We start from the raw sequence: 22844 nt of genomic DNA on the forward strand, positions 1-22844 counted from the left end.
CGACGTATCGCAGCCCGGTGGAATGGATTCGCGCGCGGAACGAATGGCGCGCTTGATCGCTTGTTGCCCCATGCGAGTTGCCGCAAGGACCTTTCGATGAGCGCGGCAGCCGATTTCAGCGAGGAACCCGGCGCGTCCGGCGCGGCGACGCTGCGCTTCACCGGCGACCTGTCGCTGGCGCGTCTGGGCAATCTTCCCGAGCGGCTGGACGGCCACGGCGGCGACGTGGCGTGCATCGACCTGTCGGGGATCGAGCGGATCGACACGATCGGCGCCTGGGTGGTCCACCGCTTCGCGCGCGAGCACAAGGCCGAGATCCGCGGGCTGAGCGGCGATGCGCACAACCTGCTGGAACAGGTGGTCGCCGCCGACCAGCCGGTGCAGATGCGCCCGGGCAGCGGATCGTCGTTCCGCCGCGTGCTGGCCGAGATCGGCGACGCGACCGCGCATGCGGGCCGGACCGCGGTGGGGCTGCTGGGTTTCATGGGCGCGACGATCATCGCGTTCGGCGGGGTCATCCGCCATCCCAGCCGCTTCCGCTTCAACGCCACGGTCCAGCGGTTCGAGGTGGTCGGCGTCTCCGCACTGGGCATCGTCGGGCTGATGAGCTTCCTGATCGGCATCGTCATCGCGCAACAGGGCGCGGTACAGCTGCGCCAGTTCGGGGCGGAGGCATTCACGATCAATCTGGTCGGGCGTATCACTTTGCGCGAGCTGGGTGTGCTGATGACCGCGATCATGGTCGCGGGCAGGTCCGGCTCCGCCTTCGCCGCGCAGCTGGGCACGATGCAGCTGACCGAGGAAATCGACGCGATGCGCACGATCGGCGTGTCGCCGATGGAGGCATTGGTCCTGCCGCGCACGATCGCGGCGATCGTGCTGATGCCGCTGCTGGGTTTCTATTCCTCGGTCGTCGCGATCATCGGCGGTGGTCTGCTATGCTGGATGACGCTGGATATTCCGCCGATCGCGTATATCGCCCGCATTCGTGAGGTGGTGCCGATCACCGACGTGTTCGTGGGGCTGATCAAGGCGCCGGTGTTCGGTGCAATCATCGCGGTGGCCGGCTGTTTCCAGGGCATGCAGGTCAAGGGCGATGCCGAACAGGTCGGCCTGAAGACCACGTCCGCGGTGGTGCAGGCGATCTTCATGGTCATCGTCCTCGACGCCTTCTTCGCCGTGTTCTTCGAACAGATCGGCTGGATCTGATGCCGCATTCCGCCCGCCACGATACGGGACCTGAAGGGGCCGAGCCGGTGATCCGCGTCACCGGCCTGCGCAACAGCTTCGGCGAGCAGGTGATCCACGACAATCTCGACCTGGAGGTGCGTCGCGGCGAAATCCTGGGCGTCGTCGGCGGATCGGGTACCGGCAAGTCGGTGCTGATGCGCTCGATCATCGGGTTGCAGACCCCCGATGCCGGCGAGGTGCTGGTGTTCGGCGAGCCGACGCTGGGGCGCAGCGAGGCGGAAACCGTCGACATCCGCAAGCGGTGGGGCGTGCTGTTCCAGGGCGGCGCACTGTTCTCCACACTGACGGTGGCGGAAAACGTGCAGGTGCCGCTGCGCGAATTCTACCCCGACCTGTCGCTGTCCCTTCTCGATGAGATCGCGTCGTACAAGGTGGTGATGACCGGCCTGCCGGCGGATGCGGGGCCGAAGTTCCCGGCGGAACTGTCCGGCGGCATGAAGAAGCGCGCCGGGCTGGCGCGCGCGCTGGCGCTCGACCCCGATCTCCTGTTCCTCGATGAGCCGACCGCGGGGCTGGACCCGATCGGCGCGGCGGCGTTCGACGAACTGACCGCCTCGCTCCAGAAGACGCTGGGGCTGACGGTATTCCTCATCACCCACGATCTCGACACGCTTTACGCCATCTGCGATCGCGTCGCGGTGCTGGCGGACAAGCGCGTGATCGCGGTGGGGACGATCCCGGAGCTGCTCGCGCTCGATCATCCGTGGATCCAGGAATATTTCAACGGCCCGCGCGGCCGCGCTGCGGTCGCATCGCAGGAGCGCGCGGCGGAACACGAACCGGCGGCGGGCCGGACAGGCGACGGCACTGCCGCTGCCGACGACGACCGCCGGCTATCAGGGGCTGAGTGATGGAAACGCGATCGAACCACGTCCTGGTCGGGGCCGTCGTGCTGATCCTGCTGGCGATCGTCGCGATCTTCACCGTGTGGATCGCGCGGGTAAGCGGCGGGGCGGAACGGGAATATGACATCTTCTTCCGCCAGTCGGTCGACGGGCTGGCGAAGGGGTCGACCGTCACCTTCTCCGGCGTGCCGTCGGGGCAGGTGAAGACGATCTCGCTGTGGAAGCCCGATCCGCAATATGTGCGCGTGCGCATCAGCGTTAACGACGATACGCCGATCCTGCGCGGCACCACCGCGACCATCCAGGGCAGCTTCACCGGCACCAGCACCGTCAGCCTGGACGGCGCGATCAAGGGGCAGGCGCCGATCACCTGCCCCGCCGGCGACGCGCGCAGCGTCTGTCCGCTGGGCGTGCCGGTGATCCCGACCAAGACCGGCGGGATCGGCGCGATCCTCAATTCCGCTCCGCAGCTTCTGGAACGGCTGTCGACGCTGACCGAGCGGCTGACGGGCATGCTGAGCGACCGCAACCAGGCGTCGATCGCCGGCATCCTCGACAACACCAATCGCCTGACCGATGCGCTGGCCGATCGCGGGCCGGAGATCGCCGCCACGCTGGCGCAGACGCGCGTGGCGATCGCGCAGGCGGGCAATGCCGCACAGCAGATCGGCGAACTGGCACAGACCACCAACGGCGTGATGACCGAGGATATCAAGCCGACGCTCGCCAACCTCAACGCGACGATCAAGTCGGCGCGTGAGAGCACCGACACGCTCAACGCCGCGATCGGCGATGCGCGGCCGGGGCTGACGACCTTCTCGAAGCAGACCGTGCCGCAGATCAACCAGCTGGTCCGCGACCTGCGCGTGACGGCCGCGTCGCTCTCGGCGATTTCGGAACGCGTCGAACAGGGCGGCGCCAGCTCGCTGATCGGTCAACAGAAGCTGCCGGAATACAAGGGGAACTGAGCGTGCGCTTCACTCGAAACCTCGTCCTTGCCGCGGCGATCGTTCCGCTGGCCGGCTGCCTCAGCTTCGGGGGCAAGCCGCCCAAGCAGCTGCTGACGATCGCCTCCACGGCGCAACCGCAACCGGGCGCGGCGCAGACCGCATCGGCCGGGCGGGCAATCGTGGTTCAGGTGCCCGCGGTGCCGCAGACGATCGCCAACACGCGCATCCCGGTGCAGGAGAGCGACGTGGCGGTCGCCTATATCAAGGACGCGCAATGGTCCGAGCCGCCCGCCCGGCTGTTCGCGCGCGTGCTGGCCGATACGTTGACCGCGCGCGCCGGCATGGTGGTGCTGGCCCCGGCGCAGTCGTTCGGCTCGCCCAGCGCGGACCTGTCGGGCGACCTGCGCAGCTTCGGCGTCGATGCGTCGCAGCGGCAGGCGGTGGTGATCTATGATGCGTCGCTGACGCGGGCCGGCCAATCGACGATCGAGAAGCGCCGCTTCGAGGCGCGCGTCCCGGTCGCTGCGATCGAGCCGACCGCGGCGGCCGATGCGCTGGGCCGCGCCGCCAACGACGTCGCCGGGCAGGTCGCCGGCTGGGTGCGCGGCGGCGGCTGATCGATCGATCAGCGCGCGTCGAGGCGCCTGATCTCCAGCGGCATCTCGCACACGTCGATCGCGCCGGATCCGATCGTGGGGGGCGGCGGGTTCTCGCGCCGCCGCACCGCCGCGGCAAAGCGCGGGTTGTCGGCGGCGCGATAGGCGAAGCGCGGGCGTTCCGCGGCGGGAAGTTCGCTTGCCAGCCGCACCCATTCGATCGGCGTGCGCTGTGCCGGATCGGCATAGACGCCCATCGGCGCGTCGCTGCGCGCCAGGGCCGACAGGTTCGCCATCCCGTCGATGATCCGGCCGACGACGGTATAGTTGCGATCCAGCCGCCGCGCCGATTGGCCGATCGGGGTGAACAGCTCCGCGCCGGAGCCGGATCGCGGATCGGCATCGCGCGCGACGCCCACCATCGCATAGCAATGCGGCAGCCACGCGTGACCTGCACCGTCGCTGGCCACCGGCCATGCGTCCGCGGTGATGCCCGATGCCCGCGCATGGGGATCGCCCCGCGCCATCAGGACCGCCGGGGCGAAGCGCGTGATCTCGAACTCCGGGTCGACCTGCGGCGTGACACCGGCCGGCAACGGCTTTTCCTCGCTGGCGTCGCCCCATTGCGCCACCCAGTTTTCCTGGACGCGATAGACGCTGGCGGCATCCCACCAATGCGCGGCCGCCAGCCGACGAATCTGCGCGACGTGCAGCGGCGCCGCCCAGGCGGCCAGACGGATCGTCACCGTGCGTCCCCCCGCCAGCCGCATGACCAGCAGTTCGTCGTCGGGAATGGGCCGCCAGTCGCCTGTCACGGCCTCATAGGCGGTCGCCGCCGGGGATGGGGGAGGGGCCGGCGCGGCAGATCCCCGAACAGGCGCCGCGATCGCGGCCAGAGCAAGAAGAAGCATCATGCCCCCATCGTGCCCGCCCCTTTGCCGACGTGCAATCCAACCCGCTTGCGCGCGCGCGGCCCGTCCACTAGGGCGTGTCGCTTCCAGCGAATGCGGAGCGGTGGCCGAGTGGTCGAAGGCGCTCGCCTGGAAAGTGAGTATACGGCAAAACCGTATCGAGGGTTCGAATCCCTCCCGCTCCGCCACTTATTCCTAACCATTTCACGATGTTGAGGAAACTTCGGCTTTCCGGCGCGTTTTAGCGCGTTTTTGGCAATGTCAGGTAATGCGGGGACTTTTCTGCAAAGACCAATAGCGTTTCCCCACTTGCTTTTTTCCGCCGCATTTCGGGTTGGTACGGAATGCGAGGTCGGCTCCCGACATTGGAGGCTCGATCCCTCTCTTCTGGCCAGCGATCGATATACGGCTGGACAGGGCAGGGGGAGAGGACGATGCCGCCGATCCGGACGACGCGCTTCCCAAGCCACTGGCCACGCCGGTTTTTATCGCGCTCCTCACGGGGTATCGGACATTGTCCCGCGCTCGCGCATTGAACGGACGACGATGACGCTGTCCCAAACTCTCTCCATCGCGATTCTCATCGGGATGATGGCGCTCTTCATCTGGGGCCGGTTCCGCTACGACGTGACCGCCATCATCTCGCTCCTGGCCGCGCTGCTGGTGGGGATCGTGGCGCCGGCCGACGCCTTCAAGGGCTTGTCCGACGATATCGTCGTGATCGTGGGATCGGCGCTGGTCATCTCCGCCGCCGTGCAGCGTTCGGGCGTGGTCGAGCGTGCGCTGCGCCGCGTCGGGCGCCGCGTGACGCGCGTGCGCTCGCAGCTTCTGGTGCTGGCCGGATCGGTCGGCGTCGCGAGCGCGATCGTCAAGAACATCGGCGCGCTCGCCATGCTGATGCCTGCCTCATTACAGATGGCGAAGAAGAACGACGTCAGCCCGTCGGTCTTCCTGATGCCCATGTCCTTCGCCGCGCTGCTGGGCGGCCTGATGACACTGGTCGGTACCTCGCCCAACATCATCGTCAGCCGCGCGCGGGAGCAGATGACGGGCGAGCCGTTCGGCATGTTCGACTATACGCCGGTCGGCTTTTGCCTGTTCGTCGCCGGTTTGATCTACCTGCGATTCGCCTACCGCCTGATCCCGCGAGACCGCCGCGCTGCGGCGACCATGGGCGAGGCGCTGGACATCACTGGCTATGTGACCGAAGTCGTCGTGCCCACCGGCTCGCCTGCAGTGGGCGACACGGTGCAGGCCTTTCTCGACCGGCATGACGGCGAAGTCACGATGACGCAATTGCTGCGCGCGGGGATGCGCAGCGCCCCGCTTCCCGACACCGAATTGCGCGAGGACGACACGCTGATCCTGGGCGGGCAACCCGATGCGCTGGAGCGCGTGATCGCGAGCGATCGCCTGGTCTACGAAGGCGAGGAGCGGGAGAAGTCGCAAGAGCGTCGCGAGAAGGAGCAGGGCGGCACCACCGGCGAGATCGGGGTGATCGAGGCGGTCGTGAACATGGGCTCGCGCCTGGAGGGCCAGACCGCCGGCGGGCTGAACCTGCAACGCATGTTCGGCGTCAATCTGATCGCGATCTCGCGGAGGGGAGAGCGGCTATCGCGGCGACTGGCGAACACCATCCTTCGCGAGGGCGACGTCGTGGTGTTGCAGGGGGCGCTCGATACCATGCCCGATCGGCTACGCGAGCTCGGCTGCCTGCCACTGGCCGAGCGTGACCTCCGGCTGGGATCGAAGCGCGCAACGTGGCTGCCGATCTCGATCCTCGCCGTCGCGATGTTCCTGACGGCGATGGGCTGGGTGCCGGTGGCGGTCGCCTTCTTCGCCGCGGCGGCCATGGTGATGGCGACCGGCGCGATCAGCCCGCGCGAGGCGTACGACAATGTCGAATGGCCGATCCTCATCATGCTGGGGGCGCTGATCCCGGTGTCGGATTCGCTTCGGACCACCGGTGCGTCGGACGTGATCGCGACGGGACTGGCGCAGGTTGCGACGACGCTGCCGGCCTGGGGCGCGGTGGCGTTGATCCTTGCGGCGGCGATGGCGGTGACGCCGTTCCTGAACAACGCGGCGACGGTACTGGTGATGGCGCCGATCGCAGCGCAATTCGCCGGCGACCTGGGCTATCGGCCCGAGGCGTTCCTGATGGCGACCGCGGTCGGCGCGGGCTGCGATTTCCTCACCCCGATCGGACATCAGTGCAACACGCTTGTGCTGGGCCCCGGGGGCTATCGCTTCGGCGACTATGCCAGGTTGGGCGCCCCATTATCGGCGCTGGTGCTGCTACTGGGCACGCCGCTGATCCTGTTCTTCTGGCCACTGGCATAGGCCGTGAACCGCTGACGTGAGGCCAACGCGAGGCTCGACCCGATTTATGATCCTCGCGGTCTCCTTCAGATACCCAATGCTCGTTGCTCGTCCGCGTGGGCGAGGGGGTGGCTGCCGTCATGACTGCGATCGTGCGTCGATCATGCCGCTACGTGGCTCGGCGTGCTCTCCCCTTGCGAGGACCGGGGCGATCCGGCACCACGGCTGCCGGGGGTATCATGATCCGTAGAGCCATCATCGCCGGCGTCCTGTTGACGATCGCGTTTCCCGTCACCGCCGAGGGACGGAAGGCCGACGACGCCGTGTCGAAGCAAGGCGCGCTCGCCGGCACGGAGCGGCTGAACGGCCTGCTGCCGGTCCACGTTGATCGCAAGGCTGGGCGCATCCTCCTGTCGCTGCCGGCTCCCGGTGCCGACGGCGTATCCGCGCGTATGCTGTACGTAACGGCGCTCCGGACCGGGCTCGGCTCGGCCCCGATCGGCCTGGATCGCGCACAGCCCGGGCCCGCGCAACTGCTGGTCATCCGCCGGCTCGGCAGGAAAGTGGCGTTCGAGCTCGAAAACCCGCGCTTTCGCGCGACCGGCGCATCGGCGGCGGAGCAGGCGGCGGCGGCAGATGCCTTCGCCACGTCCACCTTGTGGCTGGGCGATGTGGTCGACGGTCCCGATGGAACGCTGCTCGTCGATATCGCGCCCTTCCTCGCCCGCGACACCAAGGGCATCACAGCGCAGCTCAACACCAGCGGCGAGAAGGGCTGGAAGCTGGTCGAGGCACTGAGCGCCGCCGATCCGAACAGCGTTCGCGCGTTCCCGCTCAACCTGGAGTTCGAGGCACGACAGACCTACGCGAGCGATACGCCCGGGCCCGAGGTGCGCAACATCGCCCCCGATCCGCGCCAGGTGACCCTGGTGGTGCGCCACAGCTTCATCGCGCTGCCCGAGGCGGGCTATGTCACCCGCACCTTCGATCCACGCGGCGGCAGCTTTGCGACGCAGATCCTCGATTTCGGCGCGCCGCTCAGCGGGCAGATCGTCCAGAGCCTCGCCAACCGCTTCCGACTGGAGCGGGTCGATCCCGGCGCCCCGCGCTCGCGCGTCAAGAAGCCGATCGTCTTCTACATCGACAATGCCGCGCCCGAACCGATCCGCACCGCGCTGCTCGAAGGCGCATCGTGGTGGAAAGCGGCGTTCGAGGCGGCGGGGTTCATCGACGCCTACAATGTCGAGATCCTGCCCGACGGCGCCGATCCGCTCGACATGCGCTACAACGTCGTCAACTGGGTCAACCGCGCGACACGAGGCTGGTCGTACGGTTACGCCGTCACCGATCCGCGCACGGGGGAAATCCTGAAAGGCTCGGTGCTGCTCGGATCGCTTCGCGTGCGACAGGACATGCTGATCTACGAAGGTCTCGTCGGCGCCGCCAGAACGGGAACGGGTGGGCCCAACGATCCGGCGCAGGTCGCGCTCGCCCGCATCCGCCAGCTCGCCGCGCACGAGGTCGGTCACGCGCTCGGCCTGTTGCACAATTTCGCTGGCAGCACGCAGGGCCGCGCGTCCGTGATGGACTATCCCGCACCGCGGATCGGGCTGATGCACGGCGCCCCCGACCTTTCGGACGCTTACGGCGTCGGGCTCGGTGCGTGGGACAGTTACGCGATCGACTGGCTATACGGCGATCCGATCGGCATGAACCCGGACGCGGCGGCCCGCGCGAAGGCGACAGCGGCGGAGCAGCGCGGGCTGCGCTTTGTCTCCGACGAAAATTCGCGCAGCGCCTCCGCATCGCAGCCGTGGGGCAGCCTGTGGGACGACGGGGCCGATCCGGTTGCCGAACTCACCCGCATGATGACGGTTCGTGCTGCCGCGGTCGCGCGTTTCGGGCCTGAAGCGCTCGCCCCCGGTGAGCCCGTGGCTGCGCTACGCCGCAAATTCGTGCCGATCTGGCTGCTCCATCGCTATCAGGTGGAGGCAGCGACCAAGCTGGTCGGTGGCGCCTTTTCGAGCTACGCGGTCGCGGGCGGCAGCGACGGCACGGCGGCGCCGGTCGATGGCGCGACCCAGCGCCATGCGCTGGATGCGATCCTGGCGACGCTGGCTCCCAGCGCGCTCGACGTGCCCGAGCGGCTGATACCGCAACTGTCGGCCGGCTGGTCGGGCGATAGCGACCGGCAAACCGATATCGAGGTCATGCGGACCGCCGGCAGCACCGTCTTCGATCCGCTGGTGGCGGCCCAGGTCGCTGCGGACGTGACCCTGCGCGGCTTGCTGGCACCCGAGCGCCTCGCCCGGCTCGCCGATCAGAGCCGCCGTGATCCCGCGGTCCCCGGGCCGGCGCTGCTCGCGACGCGATTGGTGGCCATCGCGGACGCGCCGGCCACGAGCGCCCGCCTGGCGGCCGTACGGCGGGTGGTCGGCACGCGGATCATCCTGAACCTCGCAAAGGCGGCCGCCGACCCGGCCAGCGGCTCCGACGCCGGCAATCGCCTCGATCAGGCACTCGCCGACTGGGCTAACCGGCAACAGGCGCGCGCCTTCGCAAATGACGACGACCGCGCCTGGGCACTCGCCACCGCCCGCCTACTTCGCGACCGCGAGGCACTGGAGGCGGCACTACGCGACAAGGATGTCGCCGTGACCATCCCACCGGGAATGCCGATCGGGTCAGATTAGGGCGTAAGCGACCCACGATGCGACGTTCAGTGCATCTTGTTCGCGGGCCGTTTTTCGACGTTCGTGCATCACGGTCCGTGGCGCCGTACAGCTGTGAAGTCTGACGGAAGGCCCGTCCAGCGCGCGACGTTCTTAAAGGGACGTGGGTTCGGGGACGCCCATGAGGTGAACCTTCTTGCCGCGGGACTCAACGAACCCGCAGACATGACGCGCGAGCGGCCTGTCACCGTCACGCACCATGACGCGCCTCGACGATCGATATCGGGTCATTGACAGCCGCCATCACGACCAACCGCGGCTGCAGGGTTACGAGCGTCGCCAATCCTTGTCACGACATATCGACCACGGCCCCGGTCGCAACGACTGCACCCGTCGGCTGGCCGGTCGGCGAACCGCCCACCGGCTCGATCGACACCGCCAGCACCTCGTCCGGCGTCGGCAGGCGCGCGTTCTTCAGCAGCGCCGGAGCCACCGCACCAGGGGCAAGAAGGCCGAGTGGTCGGGGCACCTTGTCGCCGCCGATGCGCCAGAGTTCCGCTACCCGATCGGCCGGCACGACGATGGTCGCCGTCAATCGAACCGAGCCGTCACGCCGATCTACCAAAGCGGCGACCGGTGCCTGCTGTGCCCCTTCGGTCGGAGCGAGCACCGCGACGAGCGGGCGTACCGGCGCGGGGGCGACTGGCGGTACGATGGCCTTCGGTACGGTGAGCAGCGCGACCAGCGAGGCGGCGACTGCGCCTGCCGCCGCACCGCCCGCAAACCAGCTCCAGCGAGGTCTGATGACGGCCACCGGCTCGGGCGCCGGCTTCGCATCCGGCAACGCGATCCGCGCCAATAGGTCCGCGGGCGGTTCGACCGGGTCGTAGCCGTGCAGCAACGCTGCGAACCTGTCGCGCCACCACGCCACTTCCATGGCAAATTCGCTGTCCGCCAGCATCCGCTCCACTGCCGTCGTGCGTTCCGCGCCGTCGAGCAGCCCAAGTGCCAGTTCGGCGGCATCGACTTGGTCCTCAGGCGTCATGGTGCATGCACTTTTTGAGCTGGAGGAGCGAGCGGCGCACGATACTCTTCATCGTCGCCAGGGGCACGCCCTCGCGCTGCGCGACGTCCTTGTAGGTAAGGCCATCGAGAAAGGCGGTGCTGATCGCGCGTCGCGGCCGCTCGCCCAGGAGTTCGAGGCATTCGCGCAGGCGATCCGCCTCCTCGTCGGCGATCATCGCCTCGTCCGCGGCGATTGCGGGATCGGCGCGTTCGGTTGGTGGCGCAAGCGCTTCCTCGGTCATCGTCGGTGGCGGCCGATCGTTTGCGCGGCGCCAGTCGATCGCCCGGTTGCGAGCGATCGTCGCCAGCCACGTGATCGGACTGGCCCGTTGCGGCTCGAACGTCGCCGCCCGCCGCCATACGATGAGATACACCTCCTGCAGCACATCCTCCGCCGCCTGCCGTTCGCCGCAGATACGAAGGCACACGCCGAACAGCTTCGCCGCGCTCATCTGATAGACGCGGGCGAAGGCGGTCCTGTCCGCCATCCCGGTCGCGACGAGCGCCGCGGCAAGGGTTTCGCGGCGGGCCGACCGGTCGATTGCGTCGGGGCGTTCGCTGGGTTCAAGCAATCCTCGTCCCTCCCAACGCAATCTTTTTTCCGGCCGCACTGCATCCGTGCCGGATTGGCACTCGTAGCTGAAATCGCCCGCACGACAAGAAGCGTTCCGACCCCTTGCGGGCGCCAGGGAGGTGCCGAGTGACGACGCAGCAGGATCTGGTCATCGATGCGCTGGATGCGCGCGTCGAGCGACGGCATAATCGCAGGGCGCTGTTCACCGCCGCATTGGGTGCCGCGGCAGTCGGCTCCGCGTTCGCCTACAGCGACCCGGCGAAGGCGCAATCGGCGGTGACGGACGCGGACGTCCTCAACTTCGCGCTCAACCTCGAGTATCTCGAAGCCCAATTCTATCTCTTCGCCGTCAACGGCACCGGCCTGACAGCGGCGCAGACCGCCAGCGGCGGCGGGACCGCGGGCGGAACGGTGACGGGAGGCCGCCGCGTCGATTTCACCGGCGATCCGATCGTCGGCGCCTATGCGCGCGAGATCGCGGCGGACGAAGCGGCGCACGTCGACTTCCTGCGCCGGAATCTCGCGACCTCCGCGGTCGCGATGCCCAACATCAACATCTCCGGCGACGCGAACGGCGCGTTCACCACCGCCGCGCGCGCGGCGGGCGTCGTGGGTCCGAACGACACGTTCGATCCCTATTCCTCGCCCAACAACTTCCTGCTGGGCGCCTTCATCTTCGAGGATGTCGGCGTCACTGCCTACAAGGGCGCGGCCCCACTGCTGTCGAACAAGACCTTTCTGGAGGCCGCGGCAGGCATCCTGGCGGTGGAAGCGTATCATGCCGCCATCGTCCGCACGACGCTCTACGCCCGGGGCGTGCAGGCGCTCGTCGACGCGACCGAACTCATTTCCAAGGCGCGAGACGGGCTGGACGGCAGCCCGACCGAGGATCGGGTCCGTGGCATCGCGCCGAACGACGACTTTGGTATCGCGCCATCGGGCAGCGGCAATACGCTGACGTCGAACATCGCGCCGCTCAATGCCAACGGCCTCGCCTACAGCCGCACGCCGGGTCAGGTGCTCAACATCGTGTACCTGAACGCGGCGTCCACGACGATGGGCGGCTTCTTCCCCAATGGCGTCAACGGAAACATCCGCTCGACCACGTGACCGGCCAATCCGGTTTCAGACCCAGCGATTTTCCCCATTGCAGGACGTTTCCCATGATCGACCATCGCCAAGCCCTCGATATCCTGGCCGCCGCCGACGCGCGGCGCAGCGCACGACGACAGTTCCTGAAGGTAGCGGGCGGCGGCACGCTCGCGCTCGGCGGCGCCAGCCTGCTGTCGGGTTGTTTTGATTCGGAAGGCGACGACGCCCCAAGGCCGACCCCCACGCCGACCCCAACCCCCGCCGCGGTGACGGACAGCGACATCCTCAACCTCGCGCTCAACCTCGAGTATCTCGAGGCGCAGTTCTATCTTTTCGCCGTTAACGGCACCGGCCTGTCGGCGGCGCAGATCGCCAGCGGCAGCGGTGCGGCCGGTGGCACGGTCACCGGCGGCGCGCGGGTGGATTTCTCCCGCGATCCGCTCGTCGGCGCCTATGCGCGCGAGATTGCTGCGGATGAGGCGGCGCACGTAGACTTCCTGCGTGCCGCGCTCGGCTCCGCTGCGGTGGCGATGCCCAACATCAACATTTCGGGCGACGCGAACGGCGCGTTCACCGCAGCGGCGCGCGCCGCCGGGGTGATCGGGGCGAACGAAACGTTCGACCCCTATGCAACGCCGGAGAACTTCCTGCTCGGCGCCTATATTTTCGAGGACGTCGGCGTCACCGCCTACAAGGGCGCGGCGCCCTTGTTGAGCAGCAAGGTGTTCCTGGAGGCGGCGGCCGGGATTCTGGCGGCGGAATCCTACCACGCCGGGCTGGTGCGCACGGTACTCTATGCGAAGGGTATCAACACGCCCTCGCTCGTCACTGCCAGCAACCGCATTTCCGCCGCCCGCGACGCGCTCGACCAGGGCGGGGTTACGGACCAAGGGCTGACCGGTACCGGCGGGGCGGCAAATCTGGTGCCCGCAGACGCCGACGCGATCGCCTACAGCCGCAACAGTCGTCAGGTGCACAACATCGTCTATCTCAACGCGACGGGCGCCAATTTGAACGGCGGCGGCTTCTTCCCCAACGGGACGAACAACCCCAATCCCACGCTGCGGGTGGGGCTCCCCTGATGCGCCGGGCCGTCACCGGCCGGCCATGTCTTATCCCGGCGGGCGCATCGAGTGCGCCCGCCGCAGCTACGTCAAAAAGGGATCATCGCATGAAGATCATCGCTCTTGCCGCGGGCGCCGCCGCCGCGCTCGTTGCTCCACCCGCCGCCGCACAGGAAGATGCGGGCTTCAATGGGCTCTACGTCGGTGCCGCCGGCGGCTATGACGTGCAGTCGAACGATCGCAATTCGCGCATCCTGTTCGATCGCAACCTCGACGGTCGGTACGGTGACGTCGTGCGCACCGGGTCTGGTGCAGATGCCTTCGGTCCCGGTTTCTGCAACGGCGCCGCGCGCAATCAGTTGAGCCCCGCAAACGGCGGATCATGCGCCAACGATCGCGACGACTGGGCCTATTACGGGCGCGTCGGTCTCGACGCGCAGCGCGGGCGGCTCGTCGTCGGCGTCGTGGGCGAGTTCGGCACGACCAACATCACCGACTCGGTTACCGCATTCTCCGGTACGCCCGCCAGCTACGTGTTCAGTCGCGGCATCGACTGGGAAGCGGGTATCCGCGCGCGCGCCGGGTTCACGCCGAACGACACGACGTTGTTCTACGGCACCTTTGGTCCCGGCTACGCCCGGATCGATCGCGCCTTCGGCTCGACCAACATGACCAATACCTTCACCGGCAGCGGCAAGCGCAACCAGTTCGGCATCCAGGGCGGTGGCGGCGTAGAGCAGCGCATCGGCCGCTTCTCGATTGGGCTGGAATATCTCTATCACCAGTATCGCGACGACGATTACGTCGTGCGAGCGGCGGGACCAGCCGGAACGCCGTTCACCAACGCGGCGAACGGTGGCACCACTGCCGGCACCGACTTCCGCCGCAGCGATGAACAATTCCGTTGGCATTCGATGCGTGCCACGGTCGGCTTTCGCTTCTAAAAGCGCGACATCCGATTGCCGGGGAGGTTTCGAACCCGGCAATCGGAAGTTCGCCACGAAGCCCGATCGCTACGGAGACGGGGGCTATCTGGTATTCCGGCCCGCGACGAGTGCTGCCCGTTCAAAGCCGCTCGTAGCTGAAGGCCCGCCTACGATATCTGGCTACCAAATGCGGGACGGCTATCACGAACGCGCTCGAGGCGCCCACCTTGGGGCCCGAACAAACGTCCGCTTACCCGCGATTGCTGCCGAAAGCGGCCACTCTATCACATTCGCCTTTTCGACGCCGTCGCCTGACGAGGATTGACTGCCACCCACTGGAACGCGTCCACCGTCTCGCCGCGTGGCTGATAGCGGATACGGCGGACCCGGCCTTCCCGCCTCAAGTCCAGCGTCACATAGGCTTGCTGATCGCCCTGCAGCGCATCCTGTGGAAAACTGTTGAGGATTTCGTCGCCGTTGCGCAGGCCAGCCAGCGCTGCGTTGGAGCCGGCGACGAGACCACGGACGATCTTCGGCCTGGCTTGCAGCGAGGCCATGTCGAAGCCCAGGTCGTAGCGGCGCAGCGGGCGTATGACGCGGCGGAACCGCGGCCCATAGGCGTTGGACGGCGGCAGCACGATCCGACCGGCCAGCATCGCGTCGAGATCGGCGATACCCTTGTCGCCCAGCTGGGCTTCAAGCAGCGATCGATACAGCGCTTCGTTCATCGCGCCACCGCCACGCCGCGTCGCCAGCATCGCCCGCACGATGTCGTCGAGCGAACGCTTGCCCCCCGACTTCGCCCGGATCTGCGCATCCACCGTTTCAAAATACAGCGACCCGCGGTCGTAGGGCAGCACGCGCACCCGCGTATCGCGCCAAAAGCCGTCCAGGATCGCGGCATTGGGCGTGGTGATCTTGATGTTGGTGTAATAGCGCGCCGCCGTCTCGTTGAGGTCCTTCAGGAAATCGTCGGCGGATATCATGCCCGCGCGGTACGGCAGCGTCCGCTGGTAATGGACCGCCAGCCCCTCGCCGAACCATGACCGGTCGAGCCCGCCGGCACCGTCCATCGATCCGTCGAGCGAATTGACCCAGCTGTGCAGCATCTCGTGCGCTAGTAGCGAACGAAGGTCGTCGGGCCTGGAGGTTTGGTTGAACGTATAGGCGAAGCTGTCGGTCAGGCCGATGCCGCTGCCCGGATTGCGGGTGTTGGTGCGCCCGAACACGCCGAAGCTCATCGGCGTGTAGCCGAAGAAGCTACCGTAGAAGCGATGCAGCTTCCCTGCCCAGGTCATCAGCGGTGCCATCGCGAACGGGGGATCACCCTGCCACGCGGCGAAGAAGCCGTCCCGCTCCGGTCCCGCGGTGCCGGGACGCCCGCCCATGTAATAGGCAGACGCCAGTGATGGCGCGGGTAGCGCCGCCGGCGTCGTGACGTCGCCAAGGCCGAAGCTCGACGCACCGGTGCCGCCCGCGCCGTAGCGCGAGAAATCCCACTGCACCTCGACCCGACGCGGCGTACGATCCGTGGGCAGCAGAAGGAAGGCGTTGCCCGCCGCGGAAAAGGTGCCACGCTCCGTCCGCATCTCATATTGCGGCAGCGCCAGCGGCGGGGCGGCGGCATCGATCGGGACGCGGTAGCGCACGGTCATCGCGCCCAAGACGGCTCTTGAGGCACGCCAGCGCCTGGTGGTGTTCGAAGCATCCTCAGCGATGTCCAGCTCCGTCACCACGATCGGGCCGGCGGCATCCGCGAAGGCGAGCGACTGCAGGTCCTTGCCGCTTGTGACGACCGTGTTGGCAACCAGCGGCAGTTCGAACAGCGGATCGCCCGCTGCGGCATGGAGCGCGTCCACGACCAACGTCACGTCAACGAACGGGATGTTCTGCTGCGCGTCCGGTGCGGCCGGTGCGATCCGGACGACCAGATGCGGCGCGTCGTCCGATGGCGCGGCACCGGCGAGAAGCAGCATCGCAAGCGCCGGACAGAAGCGCAGCATTCGACCGGTCATGGCGTTTTCCCCGAGTGGCGGGGTCAATCTAACCTCGGGCGCAAGCGAAATCCTGTCGCAAGCGCCTCCGTCCGCCCGAAGCGCTGCATAGCCTATTCGCGAACCGTGCCGATTGCCGCAGCCTCATGCTGACGGCAGCGGCAGGCGATGCGTGCATTTCACCTCCGACAAAGTGGCGATCGAACGGATATCCTCGACGCCGGGCAGGCGCAGCAGCGTGCGGAAGGTAAAGTTCTGGTACCAGGCCATGCTGGGGGCCAGCACCTTGAGCATCACGTCCATCTCGCCGAACAGCGTATAGGCCTCGGTGATCTCCGGAATGTCCTCCACGGCGCGCATGAACCGGTCGCGCGCCTCGTCGCTCAGCCGACCCATCTTGAGCTGGGCGAAGATGTACATGCTTTCGCCGAACTTCTCGCGGTCGAGCACTGCGACCTGCGCCTTGATATAGCCCTCCTCTTTCAGCCGCTGGATGCGCCGCCAGCACGGCGATTGCGACAGGCCGACGCGATCGGCGATCTCGCTCGACGATTCCGAGGCGTCGATCTGCAGGCGGTCGAGGATCTTGAGGTCCAGGCGGTCGAGGGCGTCGGCCATGATTATGCGCGGTTCCGGCAAATTGGGGATTGAAGCTGCCGCCATTCCACCACGGGTGCGCCCGATCGACAAGCTTTTGCGCGGGAAGGAGGATAGCCTGCCGGTGGGGCAGAGGAGGATCGAACATGACGCGCGACGACCTGACGATCTTCGACAGCGCGGGCGTGCGCGCCGGGCTTTCCTATCCCGATTGCATTCGCGTGGTGCGCGATGCGATGCAGGCCCTGTCCGCCGGAACGACCCGCCAGTTGCTGCGCACGATGCTTCCGCTGGGACCGGGCCGCACCTTCGCGCAGATGCCGGGCGCACTGGGCGAACAGGACATGTTCGGAACCAAGACGATCAGCGTCTTCGCCGACCCGCAGTCCGGACAGCGCCGCCACCGAGGCGTCGTGGTGCTGTTCGAACCGAGCGAGGGTCGCCCGGTCGTGATCGCGGATGCAGAGGAGATCACGCATATCCGTACTGCCGCCGCCACCGCGGTCGCGACCGACGCGCTCGCCCGCACGGATGCGACGACGCTGCTGATCGTCGGCACCGGCGGCCAGGCGCATACCCATCTCCACGCGCTCCCGCTGGTCCGTCGTTTCGATCGGGTGCTGATCTGGGGCCGCTCGCCCGCCAAGGCGGATGCGCTGGTCGCCGCATTTCCGCACCTGCCCTGCGAACGCGCGAGCGACCTTGCGGCCGCCACCCGCGACGCCGATGTCGTCTGCACGCTGACGGCCGCCGCCGAGCCGCTGATCCACGGCGACTGGGTCCAGCCCGGTACGCACGTCAACCTCGTCGGATCGAGCGGCCCGGGGCCGGTGGAGGTAGACAGCGCCCTCGTCGCCAAGAGCCGCTACATCCCTGACAGCACCGCCTCCGCGCGGGATGCCGCCGCCGAATTCCTCGTCGCGCGCGATGCCGGTCTCGTCACCGACGATCACATTGTCGCGGAAATCGGCGAGGTGCTGCTCGGCCGCGTGTCCGGTCGCACGCGCGAGACCGACATCACCGTCTATAAGTCGCTGGGCCATGCCGTGCAGGATCTCGCCGCCGCCGCCCACCTCTATCGCAGTTCGCTGCGCGCATGATCCGTCTGACCCTCCCCACCTTTCTCGCCACGCTCCTTGCCGGCGCCGCCCCGGTCGCGGCGCAGACCGCCGAGCGCCTGTCGGTGATCGCCAATGGCGAAAAGGTCGGCAGCGTCGCGGCGACGCGGACCGGCGACCATGTTGCGATCCATTATGACGTGAAGAACAACGGCCGCGGCCCGACGATGGACGAGGCGATCGACCTGGGGCCGGACGGCCTGCCACGGCGCTGGACGCTCGACGGCAAGGCGACCTTCGGTGGCGACGTCCACGAACGCTTCGCGCGCGACGGCGCCACCGCGCGCTGGAGCGACGCGATGGGCGCGCGAGAGGCGTCGGTCAGCGGCACCGCGCTCTACATCGGCCAGTCCGCCAGCCCCTGGGCGCTAGGCCTCTACGCACGCGCGCTGCTCAAGGCGCCGGGCGGCACCCTTCCGGCACTGCCCGGCGGCCAGCTGCACATCGATCCGCTTGGGCCCGCGACCATCGGCGGCGCGCGCTACCAGGCCTATGCGATCAGCGGCATCGATCTGTCGCCCGAGATGATCCTGCTCGATGCCGCGGGCGCGCTGTTCGCGGTGCTCGACACCGGCGGCGCGACGGTGCGCGAAGGCCACGAAGGCGACGTCCCTGCGCTTGCCGCGCTCGCGACGCGACTGACCGCGGAGCGCTACGCCGCCCTGCAACAGCGCTTCGCCCACCGCATCGACGCGCCGGTGCGCATCCGCAACGTCCGCGTCTTCGATCCGGTCAGCGGCACGCGCGGCGCGCCGGTCTCGGTCGTCTTCGCCGACGGGCGCATCACCGGCATCCAGCCGCTCGAGGCTCCGGCTTCTCCCGGAGAGGCGACGATCGACGGTGCCGGCGGCACGCTGATGCCGGGGCTGCACGACATGCACGCGCATGTCAGCCTCGAATCCGCGCTGCTCTACCTCGCGGCCGGCGTCACCGCGGTGCGCGACATGGGCAACGACAACGCCTTCCTGCCCGACCTCATCCGTCGCATCGACGCAGGCGAGGTCGCTGGCCCACGTATCACGCCCAACGGCTTCCTCGAAGGGCGCAGCCCCTATTCCGCTAGGCTGGGCATCGTCGCGGACAGCGAAGCAGCGGCGCTCGATGCGGTGCGCTGGTATGCCGCGCGCGGCTATTGGCAGATCAAGATCTACAACAGCATGAACCCCGGCTGGGTGCCGGCGATCACGCGTGAGGCGCACCGGCTCGGCATGACCGTGACCGGCCACATTCCCGCCTTCAGCAATGCCGATGCGATGATCGGCGCCGGCTATGACGAGGTGACGCACGTCAACCAGCTGATGCTCGGCTGGGTGCTCGGTCCCACGGAGGACACGCGCACGCCCTTGCGGCTCACCGCGATGAGGCGCACCGCGACGCTCGACCTCGCCTCTCCGCGCGTGCAGCACACGATCGCGCTGATGGCGGCGCGTCGGATCGCGCACGATCCGACCGCGGTGACGCTGGAGCTGCTGATGGGCGGCCGCGACGGCCAGCCCAACCCGGCCGTCGCCGATTATATCGACCACCTGCCGATCGGCCTGCAACGCCGCCGCCGCCAGGCGATCGCGCCGATCGCGGGGCCGGCAGACGCCGCCGCCTATGACGGCGCGATGACCAAGGTGAGGCAGGTGCTCAAGCTGCTCCACGACCGCGGTATCCGGCTGCTCCCCGGCACCGACGATCAGACCGGCCTGTCGGTGCATCGCGAGTTGCAGATCTATGCCGAGGCGGGGATTCCGACGCCCGACGTGCTGCGTCTCGCGACGCTGGGGTCTGAGCGCTATCTGGGCCGCGACCAGCAGCTCGGGACGATCGCGCGCGGCAAGCTTGCCGATTTCGTCCTTCTGCCCGGCGACCCGACGCGCGACCTGCGCGAACTCCACCGCATCGCCCTGGTGGTGAAGGACGGCACCCTCTATTTCCCGGCGGAGATCTACCCGGCGTTCGGCGTCAGACCCTTCGCGCCCGCCCCCAGGCTGATCCCGCCGCCGCCCGTGTCGAAGGCGACCGGCTCTGGGCCGGCGCATGACGCGATGGATGAATTCTAAACCAGTCCCCGCTGTTTTGCGCGTAGCGGCACTCAGGCTGCCTGCTCTGCGCGCCTCAATCCCTTCGTTTGCCGATCACCGGAGGTGGATCACCGCCCCGCCGCCACCGCCGCGACGAAGCGGTGAAGGTCGGCGCTGAGCGCTGCCAGCGCGTCGGGGTCTTCGAAGGCGGAATGGCCCGAGGGGTAGCGGTGGAAGGCAATGCGGTCTGCCGGTACGTCGTTCTGCTCGATCGCGAACTGGCCGGCGTAGACGGGCGTCGTGATGTCGTAATAGCCGCCCGCCGCGAACGCGCGCAGCGTCGGCTTCGCCGCCATCGCCGCCCTCAGATAGGGCGCGAACGATGTGGCGCGGTAACTGCCGCCATATTCCTTGTCCCAGTTCCATGTGAAGTTGATGCCGAGGTTGAGGCTGCGATAGCCACTCGGCAGCGCATAGCCGAGCTCGTCGCGCAGATACGTCTCGATCGTCGTCGCCGTCCCCGATCCCAGCGACATCGACGGATCGTCGAACGGCGGTCGCATGTTGCTCGCAGCGATCGCCCGCGTCGCGCGCCCGTCGAGCTGTCCGGTCCTGAGGCCTTTCGCCGCCAGCAGCCCGAGCATGAAGTCCCGCCGCTCCAGCCGCAGGTCGTGCGCTGCCAGCGTCGCCGCAGGAATGCCGATCAGCGCCGCCATGCGCGCCGCGACCCGCTGCTTCTCCGCCATGGGCAGCGCCGGCCCCTGCATCAGCGCCGCGGCATAATCGGTCTGCGCGAAGTGCAGCGCCGCGTCATACCATTGCGCGACGCTCCGGCCGGCGCGATCGACCGCGCCGTGATACCAAGCGACCGCCGCCAGCGTCGGCAGCAGCACGGCATCTGACACCACCGGCCCGTCGCTGTCGCCGATCGACAGCGACAGCAGCACGACGCCATCGGGCAGCGGCGCCTTCGCCTTCATGCTTTCGTTGAGGATCGCCAGCGCCCGCGAGGTGCCATAGCTCCCGCCCACCAGCAGCACGGGCGACCCCGTCCGCCCGTTCGCCGCCAGCCACCCCGAGATCATCGCCGCGACACCGCGCGCATCGCCGCCCACGCCGAAATAGCCCGACGCATCCTTGCCCTTGATCGGCATCGACGCGCCGGTGCCGACCGGGTCGATGAAGACGAGATCGGCGACGTCGAGCAAGGTGAAGCGATTGTCTTCAAGATGCGTCGCCGCGCCGCTGCCGACCATCCGCCGTGGCCCGAACGCCTGCATGTGCAGCGGCGACGACGACGCGCCCGGCCCGCCGTTGAACACGAACAGCACCGGCCGTTGCCCGGCCGCGCGCGGCATGTCGGCGACATAGGCATAGCTGACGCCAATCGCGACCGGCGTACCGTCAGCGCCCGGCATCGCCTGTTCGCTGACGATCGCGCGATAGGCGATGGGCTTTCCGCCCAGCGTGATGCGATGCCGCGTCGTCACCACCCGCGCGCTCGGCCCATCGCGCGGCACCATCGGCTCCATCGCGCGCAGGAAGGCCGGCGACATCGGCGCATCGCCGCCGTCTTGCGCCGGAAGCGCGGCCGGCGTGGCGGCAAGGACCAGGGCGACGGCATGATAGGGGAGGCGGCGCATCGGGCTTTCCTTCGAAGATCAGGCGCGCGGCAGCGCGGCGAGCAGGCGTTCGATATCGTCCAGCGTGTTGAACACCGACGGGCTGACGCGGAAGCGGTTGCGCGACAGGGTGATCTGCATCTTCGCGGCCTTGAGCGGCGCGGCGAGCCGCTCGCGCGCACCCTCGACAATGCAGGTGACGAGCGGGGTGCGGCTGTCGGGCGGCGTCACGACCCGATAGCCGCGGCTCGCCAGTCCCTCGTGCAGCCGGCGCAAGAGCGGCACGCGATAGGCGGTGATGCGATCGACGCCGAGATCGAGGATATGCGCGAGCGACCAGTCGAGCATCGCCGAGACGGTGTGGGCATGCGTGCCGCCTGCGAACAGACCCTCCATGTCGGCACGAGGCGTCACGTCGGCGACGGGATAGTCCACCCGCGTCGGCGGAGGATCGAACGGATAGACGTGCGGGTCGAACCGATCGAGCTGGTAATAACCGTAGCGCGTCCGCCGCAACCGATCGTGCAGGTCGGCGCGGACGTAGAGGAAGCCCAGGCCGAAATCCCCCATCAGCCATTTATAGCTGGCGCAGGCGGCGAAATCGACGTTGCTCGCCCGCACGTCGACCGGCACCGCGCCGGCGGCATGGATGATGTCGGCATAGACCAGCGCGCCCTTCGCATGCGCGATGTCGCACACGCGTTTGAGGTCGTGCTCGAAGCCGTTGTAGGTCGACACCAGCGACAGCGCGACGAGCCGCGTCCCCGGCGCCACCGCACGTTCGATATCGTCGATCGCGATCCGGTTCTCGCGTGGTCGCAGCCAGACGACGTCGACGCCCTGCTTCGCCAGCTCCTCGTAGAGATAGAAGGAGCCGAAAAAGTGCAGCGTGTCGGTGACGATACGGCCCTTCTCGTGCGGGAAGCCGAGCGCGTCGATGATCGCCTGCTCGCCCGCGGTGGTGCTCTGGACGAAGGCGATCTCGGCCGGCGTCGCGTTGATGAGCCGTGAGAAGTTCGCCTTCACCCGCCCCTCGACCGTATCGGTGGGAAAATAGCCGTCCATCGTCGCGCGCTGCGCGAGGTACGCACGCGCTGCCTCGCGTGCGCCGATCGGCACCGGATGCATCGTCCCGGAATCCAGATACGTCCCCGGCATGGCGGCGAAGTTCGTGCGATCCGGCAGGGTGGCGGGCGCCGCATCGGCTGGCATTGCCAACGGCAGGGTAGCGGTTCC

General features: G+C 68.2%; 18 protein-coding genes and 1 tRNA gene. 12 read left to right on the plus strand and 7 right to left on the minus strand.

Features of this window, described 5'->3' with window-relative positions:
- Positions 1–96 precede the first annotated feature (96 nt).
- The 4 genes from COA07_RS08785 to COA07_RS08800 are packed head-to-tail and all read left to right on the plus strand — an operon-like array spanning position 97 to position 3663.
- Entirely contained in the window at positions 97–1209 is a 1113-nt protein-coding gene (locus tag COA07_RS08785; RefSeq protein ID WP_066706944.1) for an ABC transporter permease, read from the plus strand.
- Entirely contained in the window at positions 1209–2102 is an 894-nt protein-coding gene (locus COA07_RS08790; protein ID WP_066706952.1) for an ABC transporter ATP-binding protein, read from the plus strand. The genes COA07_RS08785 and COA07_RS08790 overlap by 1 nt, the downstream gene beginning before the upstream one ends.
- On the plus strand, positions 2102–3064 hold the full coding sequence (locus tag COA07_RS08795; protein ID WP_066706954.1) for an MlaD family protein: 963 nt from the start codon (positions 2102–2104) through the stop codon (positions 3062–3064). Before COA07_RS08790 ends, COA07_RS08795 begins: the two co-directional genes overlap by 1 nt.
- A gap of 2 nt (positions 3065–3066) precedes the next feature.
- A complete protein-coding gene (locus tag COA07_RS08800) occupies positions 3067–3663 on the plus strand; it encodes an ABC-type transport auxiliary lipoprotein family protein (protein WP_066706957.1) in 597 nt (198 codons plus the stop codon).
- Positions 3664–3671: 8 nt separating this feature from the next.
- Here COA07_RS08800 and COA07_RS08805 read toward each other — a convergent pair whose 3' ends face one another.
- Complete coding sequence (locus COA07_RS08805) at positions 3672–4457, minus strand: peptidylprolyl isomerase (RefSeq protein ID WP_245842074.1); 786 nt, start codon at positions 4455–4457, stop codon at positions 3672–3674.
- A 193-nt stretch (positions 4458–4650) separates the two neighbouring features.
- On the opposite strand from COA07_RS08805, the gene COA07_RS08810 reads away from it, so the two are divergent.
- The 3 genes from COA07_RS08810 to COA07_RS08820 all read left to right on the plus strand — a co-directional run bounded on the left by COA07_RS08810 (position 4651) and on the right by COA07_RS08820 (position 9568).
- Positions 4651–4741: transfer RNA gene (locus COA07_RS08810), tRNA-Ser, on the plus strand.
- 358 nt (positions 4742–5099) lie between these two features.
- Positions 5100–6896 carry an SLC13 family permease gene (locus COA07_RS08815; RefSeq protein WP_066706963.1) on the plus strand — a complete coding sequence of 599 codons (1797 nt, stop codon included), beginning with the start codon at positions 5100–5102 and terminating at the stop codon, positions 6894–6896.
- A 218-nt stretch (positions 6897–7114) separates the two neighbouring features.
- Positions 7115–9568: a zinc-dependent metalloprotease gene (locus tag COA07_RS08820; RefSeq protein ID WP_096640817.1), complete on the plus strand. Its 2454-nt coding sequence runs from the start codon at positions 7115–7117 to the stop codon at positions 9566–9568.
- A 328-nt stretch (positions 9569–9896) separates the two neighbouring features.
- Here COA07_RS08820 and COA07_RS08825 read toward each other — a convergent pair whose 3' ends face one another.
- Both COA07_RS08825 and COA07_RS08830 read right to left on the minus strand, forming a co-directional pair.
- On the minus strand, positions 9897–10592 hold the full coding sequence (locus COA07_RS08825; protein ID WP_066713777.1) for an anti-sigma factor: 696 nt from the start codon (positions 10590–10592) through the stop codon (positions 9897–9899).
- Positions 10582–11223 (minus strand): sigma-70 family RNA polymerase sigma factor, encoded by a 642-nt coding sequence (locus tag COA07_RS08830; RefSeq protein ID WP_245842076.1) that lies wholly within the window; start codon positions 11221–11223, stop codon positions 10582–10584. Before COA07_RS08830 ends, COA07_RS08825 begins: the two co-directional genes overlap by 11 nt.
- Before the next feature lie 89 nt (positions 11224–11312).
- On the opposite strand from COA07_RS08830, the gene COA07_RS08835 reads away from it, so the two are divergent.
- The 3 genes from COA07_RS08835 (at position 11313) to COA07_RS08845 (ending at position 14286) form a co-directional block, all read left to right on the plus strand.
- On the plus strand, positions 11313–12296 hold the full coding sequence (locus tag COA07_RS08835; protein ID WP_066706829.1) for a ferritin-like domain-containing protein: 984 nt from the start codon (positions 11313–11315) through the stop codon (positions 12294–12296).
- A gap of 53 nt (positions 12297–12349) precedes the next feature.
- Positions 12350–13360 carry a ferritin-like domain-containing protein gene (locus tag COA07_RS08840; protein ID WP_066706832.1) on the plus strand — a complete coding sequence of 337 codons (1011 nt, stop codon included), beginning with the start codon at positions 12350–12352 and terminating at the stop codon, positions 13358–13360.
- 89 nt (positions 13361–13449) lie between these two features.
- Positions 13450–14286, plus strand: a complete 837-nt coding sequence (locus COA07_RS08845) for an outer membrane protein (protein ID WP_066706834.1) — start codon at positions 13450–13452, stop codon at positions 14284–14286.
- A 266-nt stretch (positions 14287–14552) separates the two neighbouring features.
- On the opposite strand, the gene COA07_RS08850 is transcribed toward COA07_RS08845, so the two are convergent.
- Both COA07_RS08850 and COA07_RS08855 read right to left on the minus strand, forming a co-directional pair.
- A complete protein-coding gene (locus COA07_RS08850) occupies positions 14553–16283 on the minus strand; it encodes a M61 family metallopeptidase (RefSeq protein ID WP_096640819.1) in 1731 nt (576 codons plus the stop codon).
- A 123-nt stretch (positions 16284–16406) separates the two neighbouring features.
- Positions 16407–16880: an Lrp/AsnC family transcriptional regulator gene (locus tag COA07_RS08855; protein ID WP_066706840.1), complete on the minus strand. Its 474-nt coding sequence runs from the start codon at positions 16878–16880 to the stop codon at positions 16407–16409.
- Positions 16881–17005: 125 nt separating this feature from the next.
- Here COA07_RS08855 and COA07_RS08860 point away from each other — a divergent pair, with 125 nt between their 5' ends.
- On the plus strand, positions 17006–17959 hold the full coding sequence (locus COA07_RS08860; RefSeq protein WP_066706843.1) for an ornithine cyclodeaminase family protein: 954 nt from the start codon (positions 17006–17008) through the stop codon (positions 17957–17959).
- Positions 17956–20025 (plus strand): amidohydrolase family protein, encoded by a 2070-nt coding sequence (locus COA07_RS08865; protein ID WP_066706855.1) that lies wholly within the window; start codon positions 17956–17958, stop codon positions 20023–20025. The genes COA07_RS08860 and COA07_RS08865 overlap by 4 nt, the downstream gene beginning before the upstream one ends.
- Positions 20026–20114: 89 nt before the next feature.
- Here COA07_RS08865 and COA07_RS08870 read toward each other — a convergent pair whose 3' ends face one another.
- Complete coding sequence (locus tag COA07_RS08870) at positions 20115–21629, minus strand: S10 family serine carboxypeptidase-like protein (RefSeq protein ID WP_245842077.1); 1515 nt, start codon at positions 21627–21629, stop codon at positions 20115–20117.
- Positions 21630–21647: 18 nt separating this feature from the next.
- On the minus strand, positions 21648–22820 hold the full coding sequence (locus COA07_RS08875) for an aminotransferase class V-fold PLP-dependent enzyme (RefSeq protein WP_245842078.1): 1173 nt from the start codon (positions 22818–22820) through the stop codon (positions 21648–21650).
- Positions 22821–22844: the final 24 nt, after the last annotated feature.

Origin of the sequence: Sphingomonas adhaesiva (assembly GCF_002374855.1) — a bacterium.
Lineage (GTDB): Bacteria > Pseudomonadota > Alphaproteobacteria > Sphingomonadales > Sphingomonadaceae > Sphingomonas > Sphingomonas adhaesiva.

Excerpts from the sequence above, each read along its gene's own strand:
- COA07_RS08785 (WP_066706944.1), top strand. The coding sequence starts at position 97 with ATGAGCGCGGCAGCCGATTTCAGCGAGGAACCCGGCGCGTCCGGCGCG.
- COA07_RS08790 (WP_066706952.1), top strand. The coding sequence starts at position 1,209 with ATGCCGCATTCCGCCCGCCACGATACGGGACCTGAAGGGGCCGAGCCG.
- COA07_RS08795 (WP_066706954.1), top strand. The coding sequence starts at position 2,102 with ATGGAAACGCGATCGAACCACGTCCTGGTCGGGGCCGTCGTGCTGATC.
- COA07_RS08815 (WP_066706963.1), top strand. The coding sequence starts at position 5,100 with ATGACGCTGTCCCAAACTCTCTCCATCGCGATTCTCATCGGGATGATG.
- COA07_RS08820 (WP_096640817.1), top strand. The coding sequence starts at position 7,115 with ATGATCCGTAGAGCCATCATCGCCGGCGTCCTGTTGACGATCGCGTTT.
- COA07_RS08825 (WP_066713777.1), bottom strand. The coding sequence starts at position 10,592 with ATGACGCCTGAGGACCAAGTCGATGCCGCCGAACTGGCACTTGGGCTG.
- COA07_RS08840 (WP_066706832.1), top strand. The coding sequence starts at position 12,350 with ATGATCGACCATCGCCAAGCCCTCGATATCCTGGCCGCCGCCGACGCG.
- COA07_RS08845 (WP_066706834.1), top strand. The coding sequence starts at position 13,450 with ATGAAGATCATCGCTCTTGCCGCGGGCGCCGCCGCCGCGCTCGTTGCT.
- COA07_RS08850 (WP_096640819.1), bottom strand. The coding sequence starts at position 16,283 with ATGACCGGTCGAATGCTGCGCTTCTGTCCGGCGCTTGCGATGCTGCTT.
- COA07_RS08855 (WP_066706840.1), bottom strand. The coding sequence starts at position 16,880 with ATGGCCGACGCCCTCGACCGCCTGGACCTCAAGATCCTCGACCGCCTG.
- COA07_RS08860 (WP_066706843.1), top strand. The coding sequence starts at position 17,006 with ATGACGCGCGACGACCTGACGATCTTCGACAGCGCGGGCGTGCGCGCC.
- COA07_RS08865 (WP_066706855.1), top strand. The coding sequence starts at position 17,956 with ATGATCCGTCTGACCCTCCCCACCTTTCTCGCCACGCTCCTTGCCGGC.
- COA07_RS08870 (WP_245842077.1), bottom strand. The coding sequence starts at position 21,629 with ATGCGCCGCCTCCCCTATCATGCCGTCGCCCTGGTCCTTGCCGCCACG.
- COA07_RS08875 (WP_245842078.1), bottom strand. The coding sequence starts at position 22,820 with ATGCCAGCCGATGCGGCGCCCGCCACCCTGCCGGATCGCACGAACTTC.